Source organism: Acidovorax sp. NPDC077693, assembly GCF_044542805.1.
GTDB lineage: Bacteria > Pseudomonadota > Gammaproteobacteria > Burkholderiales > Burkholderiaceae_C > Acidovorax.
Window position 1 is genome coordinate 51,724 of the sequence record NZ_JBITVD010000019.1, and the last position, 23,137, is coordinate 74,860.

General features: G+C 67.2%; 19 protein-coding genes. 9 read left to right on the forward strand and 10 right to left on the reverse strand.

Features of this window, described 5'->3' with window-relative positions; genetic code table 11:
* Positions 1-302 precede the first annotated feature (302 nt).
* The 4 genes from ACIGHN_RS23175 to ACIGHN_RS23190 form a co-directional block, all read right to left on the reverse strand.
* Positions 303-1,121, reverse strand: a complete 819-nt coding sequence (locus tag ACIGHN_RS23175) for an SOS response-associated peptidase (RefSeq protein WP_396506362.1) — start codon at positions 1,119-1,121, stop codon at positions 303-305.
* Positions 1,122-1,325: 204 nt separating this feature from the next.
* The gene (locus ACIGHN_RS23180; protein ID WP_396506363.1) at positions 1,326-2,459 is read right to left on the reverse strand and encodes a diguanylate cyclase domain-containing protein; all 1,134 of its coding nucleotides are present in this window, start codon (positions 2,457-2,459) and stop codon (positions 1,326-1,328) included.
* A gap of 187 nt (positions 2,460-2,646) precedes the next feature.
* Positions 2,647-3,411 carry a 16S rRNA (uracil(1498)-N(3))-methyltransferase gene (locus ACIGHN_RS23185; protein ID WP_056410932.1) on the reverse strand — a complete coding sequence of 255 codons (765 nt, stop codon included), beginning with the start codon at positions 3,409-3,411 and terminating at the stop codon, positions 2,647-2,649.
* Between the two features lie 75 nt (positions 3,412-3,486).
* Complete coding sequence (locus ACIGHN_RS23190; protein WP_396506365.1) at positions 3,487-4,665, reverse strand: aminoglycoside phosphotransferase family protein; 1,179 nt, start codon at positions 4,663-4,665, stop codon at positions 3,487-3,489.
* A 154-nt stretch (positions 4,666-4,819) separates the two neighbouring features.
* Between ACIGHN_RS23190 and ACIGHN_RS23195 the strand changes: the two genes are divergently transcribed.
* The 3 genes from ACIGHN_RS23195 to rsmA all read left to right on the forward strand — a co-directional run bounded on the left by ACIGHN_RS23195 (position 4,820) and on the right by rsmA (position 9,709).
* The gene (locus tag ACIGHN_RS23195; RefSeq protein WP_200912364.1) at positions 4,820-7,189 is read left to right on the forward strand and encodes an LPS-assembly protein LptD; all 2,370 of its coding nucleotides are present in this window, start codon (positions 4,820-4,822) and stop codon (positions 7,187-7,189) included.
* Between the two features lie 38 nt (positions 7,190-7,227).
* Positions 7,228-8,646: a peptidylprolyl isomerase gene (locus ACIGHN_RS23200; protein WP_396506367.1), complete on the forward strand. Its 1,419-nt coding sequence runs from the start codon at positions 7,228-7,230 to the stop codon at positions 8,644-8,646.
* Positions 8,647-8,929: 283 nt separating this feature from the next.
* Positions 8,930-9,709 carry a 16S rRNA (adenine(1518)-N(6)/adenine(1519)-N(6))-dimethyltransferase RsmA gene (gene rsmA, locus ACIGHN_RS23205; RefSeq protein ID WP_396506369.1) on the forward strand — a complete coding sequence of 260 codons (780 nt, stop codon included), beginning with the start codon at positions 8,930-8,932 and terminating at the stop codon, positions 9,707-9,709.
* 636 nt (positions 9,710-10,345) lie between these two features.
* On the opposite strand, the gene ACIGHN_RS23210 is transcribed toward rsmA, so the two are convergent.
* The 5 genes from ACIGHN_RS23210 to ACIGHN_RS23230 form a co-directional block, all read right to left on the reverse strand.
* The gene (locus ACIGHN_RS23210) at positions 10,346-10,771 is read right to left on the reverse strand and encodes a barstar family protein (protein WP_010464776.1); all 426 of its coding nucleotides are present in this window, start codon (positions 10,769-10,771) and stop codon (positions 10,346-10,348) included.
* A 140-nt stretch (positions 10,772-10,911) separates the two neighbouring features.
* Entirely contained in the window at positions 10,912-11,319 is a 408-nt protein-coding gene (locus ACIGHN_RS23215; protein WP_056171418.1) for a ribonuclease domain-containing protein, read from the reverse strand.
* Between the two features lie 242 nt (positions 11,320-11,561).
* Positions 11,562-13,913, reverse strand: a complete 2,352-nt coding sequence (locus ACIGHN_RS23220; RefSeq protein WP_056410948.1) for an NADP-dependent malic enzyme — start codon at positions 13,911-13,913, stop codon at positions 11,562-11,564.
* Positions 13,914-14,167: 254 nt separating this feature from the next.
* Entirely contained in the window at positions 14,168-15,694 is a 1,527-nt protein-coding gene (locus ACIGHN_RS23225; RefSeq protein ID WP_396506374.1) for a CoA-acylating methylmalonate-semialdehyde dehydrogenase, read from the reverse strand.
* Positions 15,695-15,797: 103 nt separating this feature from the next.
* On the reverse strand, positions 15,798-17,162 hold the full coding sequence (locus ACIGHN_RS23230) for an aspartate aminotransferase family protein (protein ID WP_396506376.1): 1,365 nt from the start codon (positions 17,160-17,162) through the stop codon (positions 15,798-15,800).
* A 150-nt stretch (positions 17,163-17,312) separates the two neighbouring features.
* On the opposite strand from ACIGHN_RS23230, the gene ACIGHN_RS23235 reads away from it, so the two are divergent.
* Both ACIGHN_RS23235 and ACIGHN_RS23240 read left to right on the forward strand, forming a co-directional pair.
* On the forward strand, positions 17,313-18,299 hold the full coding sequence (locus ACIGHN_RS23235) for a LysR family transcriptional regulator (RefSeq protein WP_396506378.1): 987 nt from the start codon (positions 17,313-17,315) through the stop codon (positions 18,297-18,299).
* Between the two features lie 72 nt (positions 18,300-18,371).
* Positions 18,372-18,677, forward strand: coding sequence for a flagellar basal body protein (locus ACIGHN_RS23240; RefSeq protein WP_396506380.1), 306 nt, complete (start codon positions 18,372-18,374; stop codon positions 18,675-18,677).
* Positions 18,678-18,942: 265 nt separating this feature from the next.
* Here the strand turns inward: ACIGHN_RS23240 and ACIGHN_RS23245 are convergent, their stop codons facing one another.
* The gene (locus tag ACIGHN_RS23245) at positions 18,943-19,212 is read right to left on the reverse strand and encodes a DUF2061 domain-containing protein (protein WP_396506382.1); all 270 of its coding nucleotides are present in this window, start codon (positions 19,210-19,212) and stop codon (positions 18,943-18,945) included.
* Between the two features lie 280 nt (positions 19,213-19,492).
* On the opposite strand from ACIGHN_RS23245, the gene ACIGHN_RS23250 reads away from it, so the two are divergent.
* The 4 genes from ACIGHN_RS23250 (at position 19,493) to ACIGHN_RS23265 (ending at position 22,972) form a co-directional block, all read left to right on the forward strand.
* Positions 19,493-20,545 (forward strand): SPFH domain-containing protein, encoded by a 1,053-nt coding sequence (locus ACIGHN_RS23250; RefSeq protein WP_056410959.1) that lies wholly within the window; start codon positions 19,493-19,495, stop codon positions 20,543-20,545.
* A gap of 103 nt (positions 20,546-20,648) precedes the next feature.
* A complete protein-coding gene (locus tag ACIGHN_RS23255) occupies positions 20,649-22,166 on the forward strand; it encodes a DUF4178 domain-containing protein (RefSeq protein WP_056410962.1) in 1,518 nt (505 codons plus the stop codon).
* An 86-nt stretch (positions 22,167-22,252) separates the two neighbouring features.
* Positions 22,253-22,474: a DUF350 domain-containing protein gene (locus tag ACIGHN_RS23260; protein WP_056171400.1), complete on the forward strand. Its 222-nt coding sequence runs from the start codon at positions 22,253-22,255 to the stop codon at positions 22,472-22,474.
* A 273-nt stretch (positions 22,475-22,747) separates the two neighbouring features.
* On the forward strand, positions 22,748-22,972 hold the full coding sequence (locus tag ACIGHN_RS23265) for a hypothetical protein (RefSeq protein WP_396506385.1): 225 nt from the start codon (positions 22,748-22,750) through the stop codon (positions 22,970-22,972).
* Positions 22,973-23,137 lie beyond the last annotated feature (165 nt).

Here is a 23,137-nt window from a genome sequence, read left to right on the forward strand (position 1 = left end):
TCGGACCTATGGGGCGGGCCACTCCGGTTTGCTTTCCGTTCCACTTCGGCCACTTCGGCCACTTCGGCCACTTCGGCCGCTTAGGCCCATTTCGGTCATGGCCTCCCACCATCGCTCACTCCCCCAACCGTTCGGACTGAGCCTGTCGAAGCCCTGCGCGGCGCTTCGACAGGCTCAGCTCGAACGGTGGGTGGTTGGGTTGGGCGAGGTTAGGTTGCGTGAGGTTGGGTGAGATTGGGTGAGATTGGGTGAGGTTCGCTGGGCTCGGTGGGGTGCGACGGCATCCAGGGCCGCAGCCAGCCTCAGCCCAACAATCCCTTGGGCACCTTGTCCGCCTTCTTCTCCACCGGGTTGGCCGTGAGCCACTGCGGCGCGTACTGGCGCATGAACTCCTTGGCCTTGTCCTGCCGGGCCGTGAGCCAGGCGTCGTAGGCGCCTTCGTTCAGGATGGCGGGCATGCTCTTTTCGCTGCCGGGCTGCTGGTAGCGGTGCAGCAGCGCGTGGTTGTTGGCGTTCACGGTGAGCAGGCAGTAGCTCACGATGACTTCGCCGTCGCTACCCTGCCAGCGCGCCCACAGGCCCGCCACGCCCATGGGCTTGCCGTCCACCCGCGAGATGCGGGTGGGCAGGGCCTTGCCGGCGCGGTAGTCGTCTTCGTAGAACGCCTGCATGGGCACGATGCAGCGCTGGCCCTTGAGCCATGCGTCGCGGAACGCGGTGCCGGTGGAGGCGAGGTCGGACTTGGCGTTGACCAGCTTGGGCGCGCGCAGCTTCGCGTCGGATGCGGACTTGACCCAGTGCGGCACCAGGCCCCACTGCGCAGGCACGAACACGCGGGTGGTCGCAGCGGTGGCTGCGGCAGTGCCTTCGCCGGGGGCGGCTGCCTCTGCCTCGGCAGCGGCAGCTTCCGCGTCCTGGGCGCTGTCGCCGGGGGCCTCGACGGCGGCGGCGGTGGTCGCTGCAGTCGGGTTGGCAATGGCGGCGGCGGTGGCGGCGTGGACGATGAAGCCCCCGGGCTTGCGCGGCCACAGGTGGCGCTCGCCGGGATCGGCGGGGGGCTCCACGGCGAACGCCTCGCGGTAGGTGTCGGCGGGGTGCAGGGTTTCGTAGTGCGTGCTCATGGTGCGATGGTACCGGGCTGTGCCGAGGTTTCCATTAAAAATGCCCGCTACCGCTGAATTGGCAAGCGCGGGTAGCTATCAAAAAAGGAGTGCCTTTGCGCGGCCAAGTGTGGAGCTGTGATGCTGTGGAGCTGCGGCACCGGTGGCCCGCCTGAGGCACCTTGGCGCTTGCCTGGCCGTGGCCACCGGTGCGCCTGCAGGCGCTCAGGCGCGGGCGCCGAGCGGCTGGCCGGGGCCTTTGCCGCCGGCGCGCGGGTGGATCGGGGCGACGACGATGCGGTTGCGCCCGAGCGACTTGGCGGTGTACAGCGCCTGGTCGGCGCGCTCCAGCGTCAGCTCCACCGTGTCGCCCGGCAGGTGCAGCGCCAGGCCGGCCGACAGCGTCATGTGCAGGCTGCCCGAGGGGTGCGGGATCTCCATGCCGGCCACCGCCAGGCGCACGCGCTCGAGCAGTTCGCGCGCGTCGTCGCTCTGGGTGTCGGACAGCAGCAGCACGAATTCTTCGCCGCCCCAGCGGCCCAGCACGTCGGTGTCGCGCACGCTGGCCCGCACCACGCCGGCAAAGGCCTGCAGCGCGCGGTCGCCGGTGGCGTGGCCGTGGCTGTCGTTGATGCGCTTGAAGTGGTCGATGTCCAGTTCGGCCAGCAGCATGGGGCGGCCGCTGCGCAGGCTGCGGCGGTGCTCCAGGTCCATCAGGTCCTGCATGGCGCGGCGGTTGGGCAGGCCGGTGAGTTCGTCGCGCGTGGCCAGCTCGCGGTTCACGGCCAGGGCCTGGGCCAGCGCCTGGCGCTGCTCGCTCAGCCGCGCTCGGATGCGCTGGATGCGCAGGTTCAGCGCAATGCTGCCACCCAGCACGATGAGCACCATGAGCGCGTAGGCCGTGTCCAGGTAGCCGAAGGGAGAGGTGCTGAAGCGCGTGGTGGCCGCCACCGCGCAGCTGAAGGCCAGCAGCGCGTACACGCCGATGCCGATCACCTCCGCCACGCTGAGGCCGAAGGTGCCGAAGAAGAGGATCATGGCCAGCACGCTGGGCACGATGCCCCGCGCTTCGCCGGCCAGCACGTACGCCACGGCGCCGCTGGTGATGGTCCAGACCATCTGCGGCACGGTGAGGGACGGGTCGGCCAGGCGCGCTGTGTGGCCGGATCGGATGAAAGCGGTCATCACGGCCAGCCCGCCCACCGAGATGGCGGCCCACCACTGCACGGCGGGCGCATTCGTCGCATCGCTGGCCCCGGCCACCAGCAGCATCACGCCCGAACTGGCGCTCATCAGCACCAGCGCGAGCAGCGCCACGCTCATCAGCGTGCGCCGACGGGGGTCGGTGGAGAGAACCACGTCCCTCAAGCGTTTCCAGCGTGACGGTGCGCGCAAATCGAAGCTCCTGATGGACCAATCACCGCGCAAGGCACGGAGCAGCAGGCCGCCCCGGGAGGGCCTGGGCCTGACGTCGTTTCATTCTAGGCCTCGGCCTGCGGGGCGTACAGGCCCACAGGGCGGGATGACGCGGGGTGCGGGTGGCCGCCTACAGGGTGAGCGCGGCCAGGGCGGCCAGTGGCGCCGTTTCGGCCCGCAGCACGCGCGGCCCGAGCGTGGTGGGGGCAAAGCCATGCTGCAGTGCAAGATCTTCCTCGGCGGCGCTGAGCCCACCCTCGGGGCCCGACAGGAAGACCAAGGCCCGTTCTTCGCTCCCCGGCTCGATGGCGCCGCGCAGGGGTGCCGTGCCGGCGCGCAGCGACAGCAGCAGGCGCTGCGCACCCGCGGGTGCGCCGGCCAGGCCCGTGGCCGCGCCCTGCGCGCGCACCCACCCGGCCAGGTCGACCGCGTCATGCACCACGGGCACGCGGTTGCGGCCGCACTGCTCGCAGGCGGCCACGGCCACGGCCTGCCAGTGGGCGAGCTTCTTCTCGGCGCGCTCGCCCTTGAGCTTGAGCACGCTGCGCTCGGCCACCAGCGGGGTGATGCTGGCCACGCCGAGCTCGGTGGCTTTCTCCACCAGCCAGTCCATGCGCTCGTTGGCGGTGATGCCCGCCAGCAGGTGCACGGCGCGCGGTGCCTCGCGCTCGACGGCGTGGTGCGCGCCCACCACCACGCGCACGTCGCTGCGGCCCATGCGCAGCACGGTGGCGTCGAACTCTCCGCCGGGGTCGCCCGCGCCCTGCCCGCCATGGAACAGCGTGATGCCGTCACCCGGCTGCAGGCGCAGCACCTGCACATGGCGCGCGGCGCCGGGGGGCAGGTCCAGTTCGGCCCCGGTGATCAGGACCTCCGGGCAATGGAAACGGGGCATATGCTATTAATTTGGTAGCTGCTGGCGCTTGCTGGATGAGCGGCAGAGGCTGTTTTGATGGTGAGAGCGGCTGGCCTACATGCGGCCGTAGGCAAAGCCCACGACCGGCTGCGTGCCTTCGATCTCGTCCAGCATCTTGAGCAGCGGCCCGAGCTGGCGGTAGCGGTTGGCCGTGGCGCCGATGTAGGCCATGAAGCGTGGCGTGTCGGCCAGGTACTTGGGCTTGCCGTCGCGCAGCGTCAGGCGTGCAAAGATGCCCGCGACCTTCAGGTGGCGCTGCAGGCCCATCCACTCCACGCTGCGGTAGAACTCGCCGAAGTCGTTGCCCCAGCCGCTGGCGCTGCTCGCGCCCAGCAGGCCGGCCTTGCGCGCCTTTTCCCAGTAACGCACGGTAATGTCGATGACAAACTCTTCTTCCCAGCTGATGAACGCGTCGCGCAGCAGGCTGGCGATGTCGTAGGTGATGGGGCCGTAGACCGCGTCCTGGAAGTCCAGCACGCCCAGCGGGCCGTCGGCGGGCGTGGCCGGGCTGTGGGCGGGCCGGGCCCCCGCCGGTACAGGGGCCATCAGGTTCCGGGTCATGAAGTCGCGGTGCACATACACGCTGGGGGCGGCCAGGTTGTGCGCCACGATCGCATCGAACGCACTCTGGAGCGTGGCCTGCTGGGTGGCATCGAGCGTGACGCCGCGGTGCTTGCCGAGGTACCAGTCCGGAAACAGCGCCAGCTCGCGGCGCAGCAGGGCTTCGTCGTAGACGGGCAGCACGCCGGGCTGCGAGGCTTTTTGCCAGTCCAGCAGCGCATCGGTGGCCTGCTGGTACCAGGCGTACGCGTCCTGGGGCCGGGCGGGGTCCAGCAGCTCGATCAGGGTCTGGTGGCCCAGGTCGGACAGCAGCATGAAGCCGCCCGCCTCGTCCCAGGCCAGGATCTGCGGCACGTGCAGGCCTGCGGCGGCCAGAAGGGCCTGCACCTGCACGAAGGGCCGGCAGTTTTCCTTGTCCGGCGGCGCGTCCATCACGATGCGGCTCACGCCGCTGACACTGTCGATGCGCAGGTAGCGCCGAAAGCTCGCATCCGCCGAGGCGGGGCGCAGGGTGTGGGGCAGCAACTGGTGGGGCCCCACCAGCGGCGCGAGCCACGCATCGAAGGCGCTGTGGCGGGCTGCGTCAGGCCAGGCGACGGCCGTGGCGGCGGGGGCTGAGCCGCCCGGCGAGGCGGGTGGAACGGCGGGCAGGGAGGGGGATGGGTGGCTCATGGATAATCCGATTTTACAAACCGCTGTGGGCTCCCCTGCCGCGGTCTTCCTTTTGTCCGCCCTCTGCCCACCGCCCCACGTGCCACGCAGCCAGCCTTCTCCCGCGCAGACCCCCTCCCTCCGGACCCGGCCCGCCTCGGCACAGGCCGCTCGGTTGCGCCCGCCCGTGCCGCGGGCCCTGGCCTATGGCGTGGCGCTCGCCTGGTGCGGCCTGCCCCTGTCCGCCCTGGCCCAGGCCGGCACGGCGCCCGCCGGCAGTGCCTGGGATGCGCCGCCCGCGCTGCGCAGCTCGCCCCTGCTGCAGGAAAAGATCCCGGACGCGGTGCGGCCCCAGTTGCCCGTCTTCGTGCGGGGTGACCACATCAGCGGCCAGACCGACTTGAACGCGGTCATCGAAGGCAATGCCGAGCTGCGCCGGGGCGACACCGTGATCCGCGCCGACCGGCTGGACTACGACGTGCCCGAAGACTTGGCCAAGGCCCGGGGCCAGGTGCGCGTGAACCGCGCCGGCAACGTCTACGAAGGCACGGCGCTCGAGCTGCGCGTGGATGCGTTCGAGGGCTTCTTCAGCGACGCGCGCTACCGCTTTCTGGCCACGCAGGCGCACGGCGAATCCAAGCGGGTGGACTTTATCGACAAGGACCGCGCGGTGGTGCACAGCGCCACCTACACCACCTGCCAGGTGGGCGACGAAGCCAGCTGGCAGCCTGACTGGGTGCTGCGCGCCAGCGTCATCCGCATCGACAACGAAGAGTCGGTGGGCACGGCCGAGAACGCGGTGCTGGAGTTCAAGGGCGTGTCGCTGCCGCCCATCCCGTACATCAGCTTTCCGCTGTCGGACAAGCGCAAGTCGGGGCTGCTGCCGCCGACCATCGGCCTCGACAGCCGCGACGGCGTGGCCTATTCGCAGCCCTACTACTGGAACATCGCCCCCAACCGCGACGCCACGCTGCGCGCGGCGCTGATGACCAAGCGCGGCGCCAACCTGGGCGGCGAGTTCCGCTACCTGGAGCCCAGCTACAAGGGCCAGATCAGCGGCGACGTGATGCCCGGCGACCGGCTGCGCGACCGCATGCGCTGGAGCTATTCGGGCCAGCACCAGGGGATGCTGGATACCGGCATCGGCGGCGTGGGGCTCAACATCAACGTCAACCGCGTGAGCGACGACAACTACTGGCGCGACTTCGGCCGCGCGTCCGAGCCGCTGCGCCAGCGCCTGCTGCCCAACGACGCCAGCCTGTCGTGGGGCTCCAACGACATGAGCGCCTCGGTGCGCACCCTCAAGTGGCAGACGCTGCAGGACGTGAACTCGCCCATCGTGCCGCCGTACGACCGCATGCCCCAGATGCAGTGGCGCTACGTGCCCTCGCAGCTGGGCGGCGGCTTCGATGCCACGGTGGAACTGGACACCACGCGCTTTCAGGCGGCCCGGGCGCTGACCAACCAGCCCAACGCCGACCGCAGCTATGCCATGGCGGCGATCAGCCGGCCGTTTCTGGCGCCCGGCGGCTTCATCACGCCGCGTCTGCAGCTGCATGCCACCACGTACCAGTTCGACACGGGCCTGAGCAACGGCGACCGCTCGGCCAGCCGCACGCTGCCCACGTTCAGCCTGGACAGCGGCCTGGTCTTCGAGCGCGACGCGGCGTACTTCGGCCGGTCGTTCCTGCAGACGCTGGAGCCGCGCGCCTTCTACACCTACACGCCATACCGCGACCAGAGCCGCCTGCCCGTGTACGACACGGCCGCCAACGACTTCAACTTCGCGACCATCTACACCGAGAACGCGTTCGGCGGCAACGACCGCATCGCCGACAACAACCTGCTGACGCTGGGCGTGAGCACGCGCCTGCTGGACCCGAACACCGGCGCCGAGGCCGCGCGTTTCGGCATTGCGCAGCGCGTGCGGTTCTCCGACCAGCAGGTGACGCTGCCCGGCGGCGCGCCCGTGAGCGAGCGCCTGTCGGACGTGCTGCTGGGCGCGGGCATCTCCTGGACGCCGCAGTGGGGCTTTGACTCCACCGTGCAGTACAACCCCAAGACGGGGCGTTCGATCCGCTCGACCATCGGCGCGCGCTACAGCCCGGGCAACTACCGCACCGTGAGCGCCGCCTACCGCCTGCAGCGCGGCACCAGCGAGCAGATCGACATCGGCTGGCAATGGCCCTTGAACGACCTGTGGGGCGACAAGGGCCAGGACCTGGGCCGCGGCCGGGGCCAGGGCGGCAACCGCTGGTACACCGTGGGACGCCTGAACTACAGCCTGCAGGACCGAAAGCTCGTGGACACCGTGGTGGGCCTCGAATACGACAGCTGCTGCTGGATCGGCCGCGTGGTGCTCGAGCGCCTGCAAAGCGGCGTGACCACCTCCAACACCCGGCTGCTGTTCCAGGTGGAGTTCGTCGGCTTCTCCCGCCTGAGCCTGGGCTCCAGCCCGCTGGAAACCTTCAAGCAACATGTGCCGCGTTACCAGTACCTGCGCGAGCAGGTCAGTACGCCCAGCCGTTTCACCAACTACGACTAGGCGCTCGTGCGCCCCGGTCACCTCTTACGCTCCACACCATGAACCAACGAGCATTTGCCCTGGCCTTGGCGGCCGCCCTGGTTTCCCTCATGGCCCAAAGCGCCGCCGCGCAGGGCCTGCGGCCTTCAGGGGCTGCTGCGGGCACGGGGCTGTCGCGCCCGGCCGCCACACCGTCGATCACGCTGCCGCCTGAAAGCAGCGCCAGCGGCACCAGCAGCGCCGGCCCGCGCGCTGCGGACTACATCGTGGCGGTGGTGAATTCCGAGCCGATCACCAACAACGAAGTGCGCTCGCGCCTGGCCCGCGCCGAGGCCCAGCTGGCGCAGCAGGGCGGCGCCCAGCCCCCGCGCGACGTGCTGGCGCGCGAGGTGCTCGAGCGGCTCATCGTCGAGCGCGCGCAGCTGCAGCAGGCCAAGGAGTCCGGCATCAAGGTGGACGACTTCGCCGTGTCGCAGGCCGAGCAGGGCGTGGCCCGCCAGAACAACATGACCACCGACGAGCTGTACCGGCGCCTGGCCCGCGACGGCATGGGCAAGGAGCGCTTTCGCGAAGAGCTGCGCAACCAGCTGCTGCAGCAGCGCCTGCGCGAGCGCGAAGTGGAAGCCCGTGTGAAGGTCAGCGACCTGGACATCGACCAGTACCTGCGCGAGCAGCAAAAGGGCATGGACGTCGCGTCCATGGAAATCAACCTGGGCCACGTGCTGGTCCTGGTGCCCGAGAACGCCAGCCCCGTGCAGGTGGCCGAGCGCCAGGCACGCGCCCAGCGCGCCGCCGACCGCGTGCGGGCCGGCGAGGACTTCGCCACCGTCGCGCGCGAACTCTCCGACGCACCCGAAGGCCAGCGCAACAACGGGCTGCTGGGCCTGCGCCCTGCCGACCGCTACCCCGAACTGTTCGTGAACTCCACGCTGGGCCTGCCGGTGGGCGGCATCGTGGGCCCCGTGCGGTCGCCCGCGGGCTTTCACGTCCTGAAGGTGGTCGAGCGCGTGACCGCCGGCGTGCCCACCACCGTGACGCAGAGCCACGCACGCCACATCCTGCTGCGCACCAGCCCCCAGTTGACCGAAGCCGCCGCCGCGGCGCGCCTGGCCGACTACCGCCGCCGCATCCTGGCAGGCCAGGCCGACTTTGCCGCGCTGGCGCGCGAGCATTCGCAGGACGGCAGCTCCAAGGAAGGCGGCGATCTGGGCTGGGCCAACCCGGGCCGCTACGTGCCCGAGTTCGAACAGGCCCTGAACGCTTTGAAGCCCGGCGACATCAGCGAGCCGCTGGTCTCGCGCTTCGGCGTGCACCTGATTCAGCTGCTGGAGCGCCGCGAGGCCAAGCTCACGCAGCGCGAGCAGCGTGACATGGCGCGCGACACGGTGCGCGAGAAGAAGCTCGACGAGGCCTACGCCACCTGGGCGCAGGAACTGCGCGGCCGGGCCTACGTGGAATACCGCGACCCGCCGCAATGAAGAATCAGTGCATCCCCCTGAGGCGGTGCGCGCCTCGGCACCGCAGCCAGAGACAGCGGCTCTTCGGGCACGTCCAAGCCTGCGCAGGCAGGCTTGGAGCCGCGGCCCTCAGCCCCTTCTCTCCCATCGCTGCGCGACTCGGGGAGGAGGGGGACGCCGCCAGCGCACGCCAGCGAAGCGCAGCCTGCGCTGCCTGTGCTGCCAAGCGGCCCTTGCGCGGCGGCCGCTGGTCTGCGCGCCCTCGTCACAGCTCGCACATCGACCACACACGCGAGCCCATGGCATGAAACACATTCCCCGCAAGCGCTTCGGGCAGCACTTCCTGTCCGACAAAAGCATCATCGAAGACATCGTGCAGGCCATCGCGCCCCAGCCGGGCGACCCGATGGTCGAGATCGGCCCCGGGCTGGCGGCGCTCACGCAGCCGCTGGTGGAGCGCCTGGGCCGGCTCACGGTGATCGAGCTGGACCGCGACCTGGCCCTGCGCCTGCGGCTGCACGGGCAGCTCGACGTGATCGAGTCCGATGTGCTCCGGGTCGACTTCACGCAGCTGGCGCAGGACTTTCGCGCCAAGGCGGGCCAGCCCGACCTGCGGGTGCGTGTGGTCGGCAACCTGCCGTACAACATCTCCACGCCCATCCTGTTCCATCTGCTCGAACATGTGGAGGTCATCCAGGACCAGCACTTCATGCTGCAAAAGGAAGTGATCGACCGCATGGTGGCCCGCCCCTCGACCAGCGACTACGGCCGCCTGTCGGTGATGCTGCAGTGGCGCTACGCGATGGAGAACGTGCTGTTCGTGCCACCGGAGAGCTTCGACCCGCCCCCGCGCGTGGACAGCGCCGTGGTGCGCATGGTCCCGCACGCCGAGCCCGCAGCGCTGTCGGTGCCCCTGCTGGAAGAACTGGTGCAGGTGGCCTTCAGCCAGCGCCGCAAGCTGCTGCGCCACACCCTGGGCCGCTGGCTCGAAGCCCGCCAGTTCCCCGGCACCTTCGACACCCAACGCCGCGCCGAAGAAGTGCCCGTGGCCGAATACGTAGCCCTGGCGCAAGTTTGCTCTTGAATTGATAGCTGATAGCGCTTGCTGGACAAGCAGTAGCTGCCAATTTGACTAGTATTCGAGGAGTCTTAACGGCTCAGGCTGGCCGCGCAGCGGAGCAGCAGGCACGCCCACCAACGTCGCACCGGTCCCGACGCGATGCCAAACCCGTCGGTCAAACGTCAACAGGTTTGAAGCAGGCACGCGCTGCAGTCGTGTACGCTGATTTCGTCACTGACGCCGAAACTGGCGCGGCCAAGGCGAGAGACACCGCGCAAGGGCCGCCCCGTCGCGCTGGTGTCGTCCCCCTTCCCGAACGGCGCAGCCGTTCGAGAGGAGGGGCTGAGGGCCGCGGATCCAAGCCTGCCTGCGCAGGCTTGGACGAGCCCGAAGAGCCGCCGCCTCTGGCGGTGGCACCGAGGCGCAGCGCCTCAGGAGGATGCCCCTGCTACGCGGCGCTGAGCCAGTACCCGGAGTTGAAGGGGCTGCTCATGCGCAGCGCCATGGGCGAGACGTCCACGAGCTTGTCGGTCGGCATCTTCTCGCCGGAGGGATCGGTGGCAACAGCTGCTGCTGCGCTGCCGATGTCTATGACCTCGACACCCGGGGTGCCGTGAGCCTCGTTCGCCCGTTCTGCTTGGCTGGTGGATGCAGAACGGGCTACAGAAAAGAATAGAAACACCGGAAGGGGATCTTGCGGTCGCCCCAGTAGTCGGCAGCGTCCCGGAAGATGTCGAGCAGTTGCTCGCGGGCTTCCTTGTCGAACTTGCCGGTGGCGGGGATCTGCTCCAGCACCACGATGAAACCAGGCTGCGGGCCTGATTTGTGCAAGGGGTCTGTCATGCAGTCGTACAACGCGTCGAAGTTCTTGCCGAAGTGCGACGGGAAGGTGAATTGCCCGGCAATCAGGTCCAGCACATCCTGCTTGGACTGCGCGTGGGCCAGGTTGGCGTACAAGAAATGGTGACCCATGGAAGTGGCTGCATCCTGCAGGTCCTGCACGCGGAAGGCGCGGATGGACTGCACGATGTTGGTGCGCACGCCACGCAGTGGCGTTTCCAGGTCTTTACGAAGTGGCGTCTGCATCTCCGCTACTCTTTCTTTAGAAAGTCCACAAACTTCTGGCATCTCGCAGGGCTGCGAGGGCCAGCCTGCGATGGGTGAATTCAATGGGATACGGTGCAGGTTGCCAAGTTTCATTTGGCAGGTGTGCACCGCAACGGGTGTCATTTGGCGATTTCGCGAAAACTGGCGTAGTGGTCGCTGGTGTAGTAGCAGGCGTCCGGCGTCCGGGGCTTGCCACCGCACACGATGCGCCGGGCTCCCCGGTCGCGCGATCCTGGCGTTCTGACGGTGTATTCGCGGTAGTAGCCCCGCTGGTGGGCGGGCAACAGCCGCTCGCGATTGCCGAAAACCGATCCATCCTTGTCGTACGGAAACGGCCCGCCCTCAAGGATCAGCGCATACGTCGCTCGCCCTTGGGGCGGCAAGTCGGCCAGTGCAATGGGGGTGATGGACCCGTCTGTGGACGGGGATTTACGGGCGTGCCCCGCAACCGGGGACAGCACGAACGCAACACCCAGAACACACAAAACCCCTGCTTTGCGCGCCCGGGTGGCTACAGCCTTCAGCATCAACGAAACCTTTCACACGACTTATGCAATCCTGGACAGGCAAATCGCCTATCCCTGAAAACGCACTTCATGCCCCCTTGTTTGCATAAGTCCAGACTCCAGAAACCTACGGGTTAACCCGAAATTTCGACCCGCTAGTGTGACTCAATGGCCCCCAAAAAGCAAGCGTCTGCACAAAACTTGGGCAGACGCTGAAAGGGGGTGCAAGTGTTTTAAGTTAGCACTTGCTATCGGTTGGTGACTTACCGCAACGCGTTGGCATCGGCCACGGTCAGTGCGGTCATGTTCACGATGCGGCGCACGGTGGCGCTCGGCGTCAGGATATGGACCGGCTTGGCGGCGCCCAGCAGGACCGGGCCGATGGCGATACCGCCGCCCGCAGCTGTCTTGAGCAGGTTGTAGGCGATGTTGGCCGCGTCGATGTTGGGGAAGACCAGCAGGTTGGCGTCGCCCGTCAGTTCGCTGCCGGGCATGACGGCCGCACGGGCCTTGCCGTCCAGCGCCACGTCGCCGTGCATCTCGCCGTCCACCTCCAGCCACGGAGCCTGCTGGCGCAGCAGCTCCAGCGTCTGGCGCATCTTGATGGCGCTGGGGCTGTTGCTGGTGCCGAAGTTGGAGTGCGACAGCAGCGCGGCCTTGGGCTTGAAGCCAAAGCGCATCATCTCCTCGGCGGCCAGCGCGGTGATCTCGGCCAGCTCCTGGGGCGTGGGGTCGTAGTTCACGTGCGTGTCGACCAGGAACACCTGGCGGCCGGGCAGCATCAGGCCGTTCATGCAGGCGTACACCGGCACGTCCTGTTCGGTGCTGTCGGCGCCGCCCGCGTGCTTGCCGATCACCTGGTCGATGTACAGCAGGTGGTTGGCCGTGGTGCCCCAGGTGCCGCAGATCAGGCCGTCCACCTCGCCCTTGTGCAGCATCATCGCGCCGATCAGCGTGAGGCGACGGCGCATCTCGATCTTGGCGACCTGCTGGGTGATGCCCTTGCGCTCGGTCATGCGGTGGTAGGTCTGCCAGAAGTCGCGGTAGCGGTGGTCGAAGTCGGTGTTGACCACGTCGTAGTCCACGCCTTCCTTCAGGCGCAGGCCGAACTTCTCGATGCGCTGGGCGATGATGGCCGGCCGGCCGATCAGCGTGGGGCGCGCCACGCGCTCGTCCACCACGATCTGTGCGGCGCGCAGCACGCGCTCTTCCTCGCCCTCGGCGTACGCCACGCGCTTGCGCGCGGCGGTGCGGGCTGCATCGAAGATGGGCTTCATCGTCGTGCCGGAGGCGTAGACGAAGGCCTGCAGGCGGTCGCGGTACGCATCCATGTCGGTGATGGGGCGCTGCGCCACGCCGCTGTCGGCCGCCGCCTGGGCCACGGCCGGGGCGATCTTCATCATCAGGCGCGGATCGAACGGCTTGGGGATCAGGTACTCGGGGCCGAACGACAGCTTCTCGCCGACGTACGCTGCGGCCACCACTTCGCTCTGCTCGGCCTGGGCCAGCTCGGCAATGGCGTGCACGGCCGCGATTTCCATCTCATCGGTGATGGTGGTGGCGCCGCTGTCCAGCGCGCCGCGGAAGATGTACGGGAAGCACAGGACGTTGTTGACCTGGTTGGGGTAGTCCGAGCGGCCCGTGGCCATGATGATGTCGCTGCGCACGCTGTGCGCGAGCTCGGGCATGATTTCGGGGTTGGGGTTGGCCAGCGCGAAGATCACCGGGCGCTCGGCCATGGTGGCCACCATTTCGGGCTTGAGCACGTTGCTGGCCGACAGGCCCAGGAACACGTCGGCACCGGCGATCACCTCGGCCAGCTTGCGCGCGTCGGTCTTTTGCATGAACTGGCGCTTGTCGTCGTCCATCAGCTCTTCGCGGCCTTCGTACACCACGCCGGCCAGGTCGGTGACGAACACGTTCTTGCGCTGCACGCCCACCTTGAGCAGCAGGTTCAGGCAGGCCAGCGCCGCGGCGCCCGCGCCGCTGGTCACGAGCTTCACATCCTCGATCTTCTTGCCCGCCACCTTGAGCGCATTGACCATGGCCGCCGCCACCGTGATGGCCGTGCCGTGCTGGTCGTCATGGAAGACCGGGATCTTCATGCGCTTGCGCAGCTCGCGCTCCACGTAGAAGCAGTCGGGCGCCTTGATGTCTTCGAGGTTGATCGCGCCGAAGGTGGGTTCCAGCGCCGCGATCACTTCCACCAGCTTGGCGGGGTCCTTCTCGTCGATCTCGATGTCGAACACGTCCACGCCCGCGAACTTCTTGAACAGGACGCCCTTGCCCTCCATCACCGGCTTGGAGGCCAGCGCGCCGATGTCACCCAGGCCCAGCACGGCCGTGCCGTTGGTGATGACGGCGACCAGGTTGCCGCGTGCGGTGTAGCGAAACGCGTTGGCCGGGTCCTTGACGATCTCTTCACAGGGGGCGGCCACGCCGGGCGAGTAGGCCAGCGCCAGGTCGTGCTGGTTCACCATCTGCTTGGTGGCGGCAATGGCGATCTTGCCGGGCTTGGGAAACTCGTGGTACTCGAGAGCGGCACGGCGCAGTTGGGCGCGCTTGTCGGATTCGTTGTTGTTGTTCTCGTTCTGGGCCGTGGTGTTCTCGGGCATTCAGTGTCTCCAACTCAGGGGTGGGTGCAAAAAAACCGGGCTGCAGCGGCTCCGCGCGGGCTGTCAGCTTTGTAAGGGTCCGCGATTGTAGGACGATGCCGGTAAAAACCCTAGTAAGCGGATCTGCTTATGCGGGTGCATCAGTGATGACCTGCGCCGCTGCAATCGGCGCCCCCATGAAAAACGCCCCGCAGCCGAGGGGCTGGGGGCGCTGCAGGGTCAAATCAGCGGGTATCTGCGCTTATCTGCCGGCATCACCGGCTGCTGGGAAACGCGAACACCGCGCCCTCACGCACACCGGCGCTGGGCCAGCGCTGCGTGATGGTCTTGCGCTTGGTGTAGAAGCGCACGGCGTCGGGACCGTAGGCGTGCAGGTCGCCGAACAGGCTGCGCTTCCAGCCGCCGAACGAGTGGTAGGCCACGGGCACGGGCAGGGGCACGTTCACGCCCACCATGCCGACCTGGATGTGGTCGGTGAAGTAGCGGGCGGCTTCGCCGTCGCGGGTGAAGATGCAGGTGCCGTTGCCGTATTCGTGGTCGTTGATGAGCTGCATGGCCTCCTGCAGCGTCTTCACGCGCACCACGCCCAGCACGGGGCCGAAGATCTCTTCCTGGTAGATCTTCATGCCGGGCTTGACGTTGTCGAACAGGCAGGCGCCCAGGAAGTAGCCCTCTTCATGGCCCGCCACCTTCATGCCACGGCCATCGACCACCAGCGTGGCGCCCTCGGCCACGCCGCTGTCCACATAGGCAGTCACCTTCTCGAAATGCGGCTTGCTGACCAGCGGGCCCATGTCGTTGCCGCCGTTGTCGGTCTGGGTGCCGGGGCCGACCTTCATCTTGGCGATCTCGGTCTTCAGGCCCGCGATCACGGCGTCACCCACGGCGTCGCCCACGGCCACCAGCAGCGGGATGGCCATGCAGCGCTCGCCGCACGATCCGTACGCCGCGCCCATCAGGGCGCTCACCGCGTTGTCCACATCGGCATCGGGCATCAGCACCGCATGGTTCTTGGCGCCGCCCAAGGCCTGCACGCGCTTGCCGTGCTTGCAGCCTTCGGCGTAGATGTACTCGGCAATGGGGGTGGAGCCGACAAAGCTCACGGCCTCGACGCGCGGGTCCTGCAGCAGCGTGTCCACGGCTGTCTTGTCGCCGTTGACCACGTTCAGCACGCCCGGCGGCAGGCCGGCTTCGAGTGCCAGCTGGGCGATGAACAGCGTGCTGCTGGGGTCGCGCTCGGAGGGCTTGAGCACGAAGGTGTTGCCGCAGGCCACGGCCATGGGCCACATCCACAGCGGCACCATGGCCGGGAAGTTGAACGGCGTGATGCCTGCCGTGACGCCCAGCGCCTGGAACTCGCTCCACGAGTCGATGCTGGGGCCCACATTGCGGCTGTGCTCGCCCTTGAGCAGCTCGGGCGCATAGCTCGCGTACTCCACGTTCTCGATGCCGCGCTGCAGCTCGCCGTGCGCGTCGCTCAGCACCTTGCCGTGCTCGGCGGTGATCAGGGCGGCGATCTTGTCGGCGTTCTCTTCGAGCAGGACCTTGAGCTTGCTCATCACGCGCGCGCGCTTGAGCGGCGGCGTGTTGCGCCAGGCCGGAAAGGCCGCCTCGGCCGATGCGATGGCGGCCTCGACCGTCGCCTTGCTGGCCAGCGCCACGCTGGTGGTGGACTGGCCGGTGGCGGGGTTGAACACCGGCTGTGTGCGCTCGGTGTCGGCAACGAGCTGGCCGTCGATCAGGTGGCCGACGGTGGTGGTGACGTTCTTGTCGTGGTTCATGGCTGTTTTCAAGTAAAAAATGCCGCTAACGCTGGATGGGCAGGCGGCAGCAGCTATTGATTTAGGAGCGCGGGGTGTGGGCGTCGGTGGCCGGGCCCAGCGCTTACGCGGTCTCGCTGAGTGCGTCGCCCAGTGCGTTGACCAGGCGATCAATCTCGGCCTCGGTGCTGATGAACGGGGGCGCCAGTTGAATGGTGTCGCCGCCGTAGCGCACGTAAAAGCCCTTGTCCCAGCACTTCATCGCGATCTCGTACGGGCGGCGGGCCGGCTCGCCCGGCAGGGCGCTGATGGTGATGCCCGCGGCCAGGCCGTAGTTGCGGATGTCCGCCACGTGCTTGGCGCCCTTGAGGCCGTGCACCGCGTTCTCGAAGAACGGAGCCAGCGCCTTCACGCGGCCGGGCATGTCTTCTTTTTGCAGGATGTCCAGCACCGCATTGCCGGCCGCGCAGGCCACGGGGTGGGCCGAGTAGGTGTAGCCGTGCGGAAACTCCAGCATGTACTCGGGCCCGCCCTGGCTGATGAAGGTGTCGTAGATCTCCTTGGTGGCGATCACGCCGCCCAGCGGCTGCGCGCCGTTGGTCACCTGCTTGGCGAAGTTCAGGATGTCCGGAGTCACGCCGAAGGCCTCGGCACCCGTCCACGCGCCGCAGCGGCCAAAGCCGGTGATCACTTCATCAAAAATCAGCAGGATGTTGTTCTGCGTGCAGATCTCGCGGATGCGTTCCAGGTAGCCCTTGGGCGGGATCACCACGCCGGCCGAGCCCGAGAACGGCTCCACGATCACCGCGGCGATGTTGGATGCGTCGTGCAGCGCGATCACGTCCAGCAGCTTGTCGGCCAGCGCACGGCCGCCGTCCTCGGCCATGCCCTTCTGGAAGGTGCCGGCCGGTGGCTGGGTGTGGGGCAGGTGGTCGGCCTCGATGCCCTGGCCGAAGGTCTTGCGGTTGCCCACGATGCCGCCCACCGAGATGCCGCCGTAGTTCACGCCGTGGTAGCCCTTTTCGCGGCCGATCAGGCGGGTCTTGCTCGCCTGCCCCTTGGCGCGCCAATAGGCACGGGCCATCTTGAGCGAGGTGTCGGCCGACTCGGAGCCGGAGCCGGTGAAGAACACGTAGTCCAGGCCTGCGGGCGTCAGCTCCTTGAGCTTGTTGGCCAGCGCGAACGAGGCCGGGTGGCCGAACTGGAACGCGGGCGAGTAGTCCAGCGTGGCCGCCGCCTTGCCGATGGCTTCGGCCACGTCTTTGCGGCCATGCCCCAGGCCCGAGCACCACAGGCCCGACAGGCCGTCGAAGATCTTGCGGCCTTCGGCGTCGGTGTAGTAGGCGCCCTGGCCGCTCACGATCATGCGCGGCTTGGCCTTGAAGTTGCGGTTGCCGGTGAAGGGCATCCAGTGCGCATCGAGCCATTCGGCATCCATGCGGGGGCTGTCCGGGCCAGCGGCGGGTTTTTCGATGTGGACAAAGCTCATGGCGGTCTCCAGGGCGGCGGTGAATCGCGGGGTGAAATGACGGTAAGGGGCAGCGCAGGGCCTTGCGTGGCAAAGCCCGGCCGACAGCGCATTGTTGTGCCGCCTGTTAATCTCTCCAATAGTGCAATATCAATGTTTACTTGACGATTTATGCAAGTAAAAGACACCCCCAAGCCACCCTCCGTTCCCCCGGCCACATCGCTGTCCAGCCCCAAAGCCCGGCACCGCGCCGTGCTGGGCCAGCTCAGCGACATGGACCTGCGCCTTTTGCAGGTGTTCAAGAGCGTGGTCGAATGCGGCGGCATGTCCGCGGCCGAGCTGGAGCTGAACATCGGCACCAGCACCGTCAGCCGCCACATGAAGGACCTGGAAACCCGCCTGGGCCTCACCCTGTGCCGCCGGGGCCGCGCGGGCTTTGCGCTCACGGCCGAAGGCCAGCGCGTGTACGACGAAACCCTGCGCCTGCTGTCCGCCGTGGACGCCTTTCGCAGCAGCATCGACGACATCCACCGCCGCATGGGCGGGCGGCTGGAGGTGGCGGTGTTCGACAAGACGGCCAGCAACCCCGCCGCGCACATCGGCGACGCCATCGCCCTTTTCGCCACTCAGGCGCCCGAGGTCAGCCTGCAGATGCACGTGGCCAGCATCAACGCCATCGAGCGCGGGCTCATCGACGGCAGCTTCCACGTGGGCATCATCCCGGCGCACCGCGCGTCACAGAGTCTGGTGTACGCCAACCTGTTCACCGAGACCATGCTGCTGTACTGCGGCGCCCGGCACCCGCTGTTCGGCACCGACCATGCCAGCCTGACCTGGGAGGCCTTGCGCGCCTACCAGTTCGCCGGCCTGGGCTACCACTCGCCCAACATGGAACTCAGCCACAGCGCCCGCCTGCCGCGCAAGGCCACGGGGTTCGACCAGGAATCGATCGCCACGCTGATCCTGTCGGGCCGCTACCTGGGCTTTTTGCCCGACCACTATGCGGAAGGCTTCGAGCGCCAGGGGCTGATGCAGGCGGTGTCGCCCGCGCAGTTCTTCTACCGCTGCGAGTTCGTGAGCGTGCTGCGCAAGTCGCCCCAGCCGCCGCGGGCGGCCCAGGCGTTTGCGCAGTGCCTGGTGCAGGCGCACAGTGGATGACGCCTTGCATCCGGCAGGCGCCGGGCGGACAATCGGAGCCTTCTTCCTTCAGCGCATTGAGCGGAGCACACCATGGCCAGCATTTCCTCCATCGGCAGTTCCGGCCTGCAGGCCGCCCAGTTGCGCCTGGATGCCTCGGCCAACAACGTGGCCAACATGAACACGCCCGGCTACCGCCGCGAGGTGGTGGCCCAGCAGGAGGCCAAGGACAGTGCGGGCGTGCAGGCCACGGTGCAGCGCGGGCAGGACGCCAAGGGCGTGGCGCTGGAGCAGGAGGCGGTGGAGCAGATGTCGGCCACCTATGCGTTCAAGGCCAACCTGCAGACCATCAAGACGCAGGATCAGATGATGGGATCACTGCTGGACACCCGGGCCTGACCGGCAAGCAAACCGCCGTGGCGGGCGGCAGTTGCTTCTGGCCCCTTCTGTATCACCTGATGCCCCGATTGCGGGGCATCGTCGTTTTTGCGCCGGGTTTTCCGACGATGGCGTCAGTGCGTCGACGCCATGCGCGCCAGGCGGTCGACCAGCCAGCGCTGAAACGCCAGGCCTGCGGTCGAACGGCTGTGCAGAGGAATCTTGTACATGGTGGGCTCCTTGCGGGGTCGGTTGCTGATGGATGAAGGAAGGGCTCGGACTCTCGTCACCCGAGCTGTGCCGCAAGCGCTGCATGCGCACCACCGGGCGCTGTGCCTGCGGCTTTGCGCAGCTTGCGGTCCCAGGCCTTTTCATGAAAGAAAAACGCCACCGCCTGCACCGTAGGCTCGAGCAGGCTCAATGTCAGCGACGCCCAGAAATTGCCCGTCACCGCGTAGGCCACCATCGCGGCGACGCAGATGTGTACCAGGTAATAGCTGCCGGTTTTCATCAGCATGGTCTTGTTCTGGTGAGCGGCTTGGCGGATGCGGGTCATGGTGGGGCTCCTGTAGTGGCAACGCCGATCCCGGGTGTGGAACGGCTCGGGAAGGCATGGAGGGAATGGTAGGCATTCTCAATAGCGAACACCAATTGATTGCCGCTAATGCAGAGATAGCCGCTATGCACCGTGCCGAGCCTGTGCTGGCCGGTACGAGGACAGCGCAGGGTGTGAACTACTTCACGGCCGCGCCCTGAAAAAAGCGCCGGAGGCCTGCAGCCCCGTTGCTATGATGGCCGCTCTCTTCAACCCCCTTCTCTTTGCTTAGGGAGCAGACATGGCCCTCATGGACTTCATCAAGAAACAGTTCATTGACATCATTCAATGGACCGAAGAGGGGGACGGCACCCTGGCCTGGCGCTTCCCCATGCGCGACATGGAAATCCAGAACGGCGGCACGCTGGTGGTGCGCGAGTCGCAGATGGCCATCTTCGTGAACGAAGGCCAGGTGGCCGACGTGTTCACGCCCGGCACCTACAAGCTCACCACGCAGACGCTGCCGGTGCTGACGTACCTCAAGAACTGGGACAAGCTCTTCGAGTCCCCCTTCAAGAGCGACGTCTACTTCTTCAGCACGCGCCAGCAGATCGACCAGAAGTGGGGCACGCCCCAGCCCATCACGATCCGCGACAAGGACTTCGGTGCGGTGCGCCTGCGCGCGTTCGGCAATTACGCCTTCCGCATTGCCGACCCCAAGCTGTTCCACACCGAGATCTCGGGCACTCGCGAGTCCTACCCCGTGGCGGACCTCGAAGGCCAGCTGCGCGGCCTGGTGCTGCAGAACATCAGCAACGCCATTGCCGGCAGCGGCCTGCCGTTCCTGGACCTGGCGGCCAACCAGGTCATGTTCGCCGATGCGCTGACCAAGGAGCTCGCGCCCATCTTCGCCAAGCTGGGTTTGCTGATCGAAAACCTCACGGTGCAGAACGTCTCGCTGCCCGAAGAGCTGCAGAAGATCCTCGACCAGAAGATCGGCATGGGCATGGTCGGCAACGACATGGCCAAGTTCATGCAATACCAGACGGCGCAGGCCATCCCCAAGTTCGCCGAAAACAGCGGTGGCGGCAGCGGCATCGCGGGCGACGCCATGGGCCTCGGGGCCGGCGTGGCGCTGGGCCAGGTGCTGGCGCAGAACCTGCAGCAAGGCCTTCAGACGCCGGTGGCGCCTGCTGCCGCAGCGGCGGCCCAGGCGGCGGCTGCGCCCGCGGGCGTGCGGCCCGACGAGGTGATGGCCACGCTGGAGAAGCTGGGCGAGCTCAAGTCCAAGGGCATCCTGACCCAGGAAGAGTTCGACGCCAAGAAGGCCGAGCTGCTCAAGAAGCTGATCTGACCCGGTTGCTATCATAATAATAGCTGCCTGCGCACGAGGGACAAGCGCCAGGGCCTTCACCGGCCCTGCATCGCGCTGAACGGCGCAGCACCAACACAGCACGATGGCCACCGCCGACCCCACACAGCGTTACTACCGCGCGCCCTGCCCGGGCTGCGGCGCGCCGGTTGAATTCCGCAGCGCGCAGTCCACGCACGCCGTCTGCGGCTACTGCCAGAGCACCGTGGTGCGCAATGGCGACGTGCTGCAGCGCCTGGGCAAGATGGCCGAGCTGTTCGACGACCACAGCCCGCTGCAGCTCATGGCCAGCGGGCGGATTCAGCTCGATGGCAAGGACATCCCCTTCACGCTGGTGGGCCGCCTGCAGTACAAGGGCGATGCGGGGGTGTGGACCGAATGGGCGGCGTTCCTCAACGACGGCACCCTGGCCACGCTGGGCGAGGACAACGGCGCCTACGTCTTCACCCGCCCCATCGACCCGGGCCGCGAGATGCCCGCGGCCGAGCGCTTTCGCGTCGGCACCACCACCGCCATCAACGGCAAGCCCTACAGCGTGGCCTACACCGGCCAGGCATCGCTCATCTCCGCGCAGGGCGAGTTGCCCAAGCTGCCGCCGCTGGGGCACCCCTTCGGCATGGTCGAGCTGCGCAGCGCCGACGGCGAAGTGGTCAGCATCGACTACGGCCACACCCCGCCCAATGTGGAGCGCGGCAAGTCCGTGCTGCTCGAAGACCTGCAGCTGCAGGGCCTGAAGGACGAGTCCGCCAAGGACGAAAAAGGCCGCCAGTTCAGCTGCCCGCACTGCGGCGCTCCGGTGCAGGTGCAGCTGTCCAGCACCAAGAGCCTCACCTGCGGCTCGTGCGCGAGCATCATCGACCTCAGTGGCGGCGTGGGCGGCGAGCTGCGTTCTGCCGAGCAGGACGAGCCCGTGCAGCCCATCATCCCGCTGGGCAGCAAGGGACAGCTGCAGGGCGTGCACTGGCAGGTGGTGGGCTTTCAGCACCGCATGGGCGTTGCGCCCGGCGACGACGAACACTTCGGCTGGAGCGAATACCTGCTCTACAACCAGAAGCGCGGCTTCGCGTTCCTGGTCGATTCCGAAGAAGGCTGGAGCATGGTGCGCCCCACCACCGGCGCGCCGCAGCTGGCCGGCACCGGAAGCACCGCCACCTACCTGGGCACGACCTACAAGCTCAAGTACAGCTACGAGGCCGAGACGACCTACGTGCTGGGCGAGTTCTACTGGCAGGTCACGCGCGGCCAGAAGACCTTCAACCGCGACTTCGAGGGCAGCAAGGGCGTGCTGTCGATGGAGCAAAGCACCAACGAGATCACCTGGTCCGCCGGGGACAAGCTGGCCAGCGACACGGTGGCCAAGGCCTTCAAGCTCGAAGACAAGCAGGACGTGCTCAAACGCGACGACCCGGGCCCGTTCGTGGCCAAGTCGGGCCTGGGCTGCGGCACCATCATCATCATCGCGGTGGTGATCTTGATCCTGCTCGTGCTGCTCAGCCGCTGCTCCAGCTGCGACCCGCAACGGGAGAACTGCTCGTCGTCGTCCAGCTACCGCAGCTCGGGGGGCTCGTACGGTGGGTACTCCTCGGGCGGCAGCCACAAGTAGGTGCGGCGCTGGAGGCCACGGCTGGCGCACCGCCCCTCTTTTTTATTCAATCGACAGACAGACAACCGTTCCAAGGAGAACACATCATGATGGGAATCGAATGGCTCAAGCCCGCGGCGTTCCTCGGGTCCATCCTGTACGCACTGATCGGCGTGGTCATCTTCTGGGTGTGCTTCGTCATCGTCGACAAGATCACGCCGTACGACCTGTGGCGCGAAATCGTCGAAAAGCAGAACAGGGCCCTGGCCATGGTGGTGGCAGCGATGTGCCTGGGCATCAGCATCATCGTGGCGGCTGCGATTCATTGAATTTGGCAGTGCCGTACCCGGCATGCCGTCCGCACCCGCAGCGAACACACTCGCGGGGTCCACGCGAACAGCCTTGGCAGCCGCAATAGAAATTCAATGTATGGACGCGAATGCGTTGTGACATGTCCTCTGCGGAGCTGACGGCCCATCGAATTGCAGGCTCGGTTGCAAGCGCACTCTCCCTCGGAGGACGGGCGTCATGAGTGGACGGAATAGCGCACCTGACACACAGCGTGACCGGCCGCAAAGGCGACGATCTGGCGTCCTACGCCCTTGCCGGTTTATGCCTTGTTGCTCCCCCAACTGCTGATTCCTGAGTTGGCGTATCGCAAGGAGTATGTGAAGGCGTTATTCAACGAGGTGTCCAAGAAAGGGCATTCGGAATATCGGCGGGAAAACCAAGGCGGCGGCGGGCGCTGGGCTCGACTTTCGAAGCTTCCGCTCTCGCCACGTGATGCCACGATTCATGCTCCGCAGAGCTTCCAAAACCCGGACTGATCCCAAACAAAATGGATTTTCCCCAATGGGCTTCAAATAAGTCTTGGGCATCAATTGGTTGCGTTGAACTTGGCTCCCCAATCATCCCCAATCATCCCCAATCATCCCCAATCATCCCCAATCATCCCCAATCATCCCCAATCAGTCTCAGTCGGCTATTCATCG

Coding starts and splice junctions, on each gene's coding strand:
- ACIGHN_RS23210 (WP_010464776.1), bottom strand. CDS start 10,771: ATGCAGACGCCACTTCGTAAAGACCTGGAAACGCCACTGCGTGGCGTG.
- ACIGHN_RS23245 (WP_396506382.1), bottom strand. CDS start 19,212: ATGACCCGCATCCGCCAAGCCGCTCACCAGAACAAGACCATGCTGATG.
- ACIGHN_RS23220 (WP_056410948.1), bottom strand. CDS start 13,913: ATGCCCGAGAACACCACGGCCCAGAACGAGAACAACAACAACGAATCC.
- ACIGHN_RS23225 (WP_396506374.1), bottom strand. CDS start 15,694: ATGAACCACGACAAGAACGTCACCACCACCGTCGGCCACCTGATCGAC.
- ACIGHN_RS23215 (WP_056171418.1), bottom strand. CDS start 11,319: ATGCTGAAGGCTGTAGCCACCCGGGCGCGCAAAGCAGGGGTTTTGTGT.
- ACIGHN_RS23250 (WP_056410959.1), top strand. CDS start 19,493: ATGGCCCTCATGGACTTCATCAAGAAACAGTTCATTGACATCATTCAA.
- ACIGHN_RS23240 (WP_396506380.1), top strand. CDS start 18,372: ATGGCCAGCATTTCCTCCATCGGCAGTTCCGGCCTGCAGGCCGCCCAG.
- ACIGHN_RS23200 (WP_396506367.1), top strand. CDS start 7,228: ATGAACCAACGAGCATTTGCCCTGGCCTTGGCGGCCGCCCTGGTTTCC.
- ACIGHN_RS23230 (WP_396506376.1), bottom strand. CDS start 17,162: ATGAGCTTTGTCCACATCGAAAAACCCGCCGCTGGCCCGGACAGCCCC.
- ACIGHN_RS23175 (WP_396506362.1), bottom strand. CDS start 1,121: ATGAGCACGCACTACGAAACCCTGCACCCCGCCGACACCTACCGCGAG.
- ACIGHN_RS23255 (WP_056410962.1), top strand. CDS start 20,649: ATGGCCACCGCCGACCCCACACAGCGTTACTACCGCGCGCCCTGCCCG.
- ACIGHN_RS23190 (WP_396506365.1), bottom strand. CDS start 4,665: ATGAGCCACCCATCCCCCTCCCTGCCCGCCGTTCCACCCGCCTCGCCG.
- ACIGHN_RS23260 (WP_056171400.1), top strand. CDS start 22,253: ATGATGGGAATCGAATGGCTCAAGCCCGCGGCGTTCCTCGGGTCCATC.
- ACIGHN_RS23235 (WP_396506378.1), top strand. CDS start 17,313: ATGCAAGTAAAAGACACCCCCAAGCCACCCTCCGTTCCCCCGGCCACA.
- ACIGHN_RS23185 (WP_056410932.1), bottom strand. CDS start 3,411: ATGCCCCGTTTCCATTGCCCGGAGGTCCTGATCACCGGGGCCGAACTG.
- rsmA (WP_396506369.1), top strand. CDS start 8,930: ATGAAACACATTCCCCGCAAGCGCTTCGGGCAGCACTTCCTGTCCGAC.